At 56.4% G+C, this 2,597-nt stretch carries 2 protein-coding genes; one reads left to right on the top strand and one right to left on the bottom strand.

Annotated elements, in window-relative coordinates; all coding sequences use genetic code 11:
- Positions 1-140: 140 nt before the first annotated feature.
- Positions 141-1,232 carry an IS5 family transposase gene (locus ACLP2E_RS19065; protein ID WP_442466823.1) on the bottom strand — a complete coding sequence of 364 codons (1,092 nt, stop codon included), beginning with the start codon at positions 1,230-1,232 and terminating at the stop codon, positions 141-143.
- 1,013 nt (positions 1,233-2,245) lie between these two features.
- Between ACLP2E_RS19065 and ACLP2E_RS19060 the strand changes: the two genes are divergently transcribed.
- Positions 2,246-2,410: a hypothetical protein gene (locus ACLP2E_RS19060; protein WP_442466822.1), complete on the top strand. Its 165-nt coding sequence runs from the start codon at positions 2,246-2,248 to the stop codon at positions 2,408-2,410.
- Positions 2,411-2,597: the final 187 nt, after the last annotated feature.

Below are 2,597 nucleotides of genomic sequence, written 5' to 3'. Positions count from 1 at the left end.
TGCGCCGAAGGCGATTTCACCGCCTCCTTCTGCGCCGATCGTGATGGTCGCCGGTCCACAGAGATCGAGATGGTCGCGATCCCAAAGGTCGGCCTCGACAATGCGCCAGCGACCGAGGAGCTGGCAGTCCGCCGGCGCGCTCATGGCGACGCCGCGATGAGTTTGGGCAGCCGCACGAGATTATAGGCGGCGGCGGCGAAGGCGAAGGACCAGGCGACGCGCTCGGCGCCGCGAAACCGCGTCTTGCGCTGGCCGGCGACGGTCTTCATCCAACCGAACGCCTCCTCGATGCGTTTTCGGATGCGCTGGCTGACCGCGTATCCGGCATGGCGCGTGGTTCGTCCATCGATAGCGGAGCGCCGTCCGCTGGTGTTTTGCGTCACATGCGGGCGCACATTCATCGCGCGCAGTTCGTTGACGAAGACGCGCGCATCATAGCCTTTGTCGGCGCCGAGCGTGATCCCGGTGGGACGGTTGGCGAGCGGCTCGATCATCGCCAGCGCCGCATTGCGCTCGCCATGCCCATCGGCGGGCGTCAGGCAGGCATTGACGATCAGGCAGGACCGGTTCTCCATCAAGGCGTGGCCGAGATAGGCGAGCTTGGCCTCCATGCCCGGGCCTTTGCGATAAAGCTTTGCTTCGGGATCGGTCGTCGAGGCGTGCGTTTCGTTCGAGCGCTTCTGGCCCTTGAAGTCGACCTCGGCGTTGCGCCCCGAGCCGGGCGGCGGCTCGTCGCCCGAACCGTCTTTCGGCCTGAAGCTCTTCATGGAGGCCCAGGCCTCGATCAGCGTGCCGTCGACAGAAAAGTGGTCACTTGACATCAGCTTCTTGACCCGCGGTTGGCTCAGCACGGCGGCGAGAAACTTCGCCGCAATCGCGCCTTCGAGCAGGCGGTCGCGGTTTTTCGAAAACACGGTGGCGTCCCAGACCTTGTCGTCGATGGCCAAGCCAACAAACCAGCGAAACAGCAGGTCCGTGTCGAGACGCTCCATCAGTTGGCGCTCGGAGCGCACGGAATAGAAGGCTTGCAGCAACATGGCGCGCAACAACCGCTCCGGCGCGATCGAGGGACGGCCAATCTTCGAATAAAGCGAGACGAAATCGGGCGCCAATGTCGCCAGCGCGTCGTTGACGATCGCCCGGATCGAGCGCAGCGGATGATCGGACCGCACCCGCGATTCCAGATCCACATAGCTGAAAAACGTTCCAGACCGCTCATCCGTCCCGCGCATTCCTCGCTCCTTTTCACAAAGCGAGGGAATCACGAACCTGGCTTAAGCGGAAGCCTTTTTCAGCAGCCTGTTAGAGGACGAGGTTGGCGACCGGCCGCTCAGGGTCACGATGAGACCATCGCAGGCGAGTGGGAAGGTCAGCTTAAGATTCGACTCCGGTCAACTTCTATGCGCGGCACGGCATCGGACGGAGCGTGGCCGCGTATGATGGATCAAACTGGGCTTGCGATGAGAGCACAGCTTCCACGTGCAAAGCCCGCGCCAACACGCGATCGGTGTGATCCAAGCCGACGCAAAGACGCCCTCGCCCGTCCGCGGAAAACAGAACTCGATTTCTAGTTTTATACGTCGACGGCAAAATCTGGACGCAATTCGCCTTAAATCCAAGAAGGGATTTGGCGTTTCATTGACGCGCCAGGCAGCTCACGCAATCGAAATTCGTTCTGTCAATTCCAATGGATATGCGGAAAACAATATCATCCCGCCTTTTTCAATAGAAATATAATAACCTAACTCATTTCGAGGCCTCGTCCTTCGTCCGAGTCCTATTTCCTCACTCACTCGATTCGTTTTCTCGCTTTGGCTCGAAAACCAATCTCGTTCCTTTCGGAAATGTTTTCTTGAAAGCTCTTTCTGCCCTTAATGCTTGTTTCAAGTTCGTGACCCATATGTCTTTCTCCCCCCTGCGCCAGACAGAAGTTCTTGTGAAAATTCTGGCGCAAGGGTGAGAGAAAATGGTTGGGGGCTTTGTTTCATGTCCCGCTTACCACATGCCTGACTTGGCCACGTAGGGGGTCTATTCCCGGCTGGCGGTTTCCCGAACACCAGCATATTGCGGCCTCTCTCTGCTCATCCGAGGATGAGACAAAACGGTTATCAATTTTGGATTGAAGCACACGCCATCCCAGCCAGTCATAGCGACCAAGAGGCGCGGGACGAGCGTCAAATACACAAGACGGACTCGTCCTCTTTATAGTAGTGCCTTTCGCTCAGTTGAGCACGGGGCCGTTTAGATGGACACCTATCGCGGTTTGTCCAAATTCCGCCGTTTCGACCAGACTTGTCTCATCATCCCCGGTCTGTCGGCTGACGGCATCACCCGTCTCATCGCCTTTATTGTCCCGGTTCGGTGCTGGAGCGGAAGAAACCCCTATACTTCCTGTCTGCATATTTCGTAAATATAATATAGCAATTATCACAATATATTTCAATATTATTTATACGCCAAATTAATAATTTGCATGAATATCTTCGCACAATGCCATGCTTTTTGTCATTTGTATTTATCAAGCTAAAACGTTCGGCCGGCCGTTATGCCAGTAACTTGTTTTTTACCAATATCATTGACGAGACTGTTTTATTGGC

The sequence above is a fragment of the Rhodoblastus sp. genome, assembly GCF_052145335.1.
Lineage (GTDB): Bacteria > Pseudomonadota > Alphaproteobacteria > Rhizobiales > Beijerinckiaceae > Rhodoblastus.
The sequence above is the reverse complement of the archived record's forward strand: the minus strand, read 5'-3'. Positions and strand labels throughout refer to the sequence as shown.

What these genes read in the sequence shown, in the direction of transcription:
- ACLP2E_RS19060 (WP_442466822.1), top strand. Translation starts at nt 2,246, where the DNA reads ATGGACACCTATCGCGGTTTGTCCAAATTCCGCCGTTTCGACCAGACT.
- ACLP2E_RS19065 (WP_442466823.1), bottom strand. Translation starts at nt 1,232, where the DNA reads ATGCGCGGGACGGATGAGCGGTCTGGAACGTTTTTCAGCTATGTGGAT.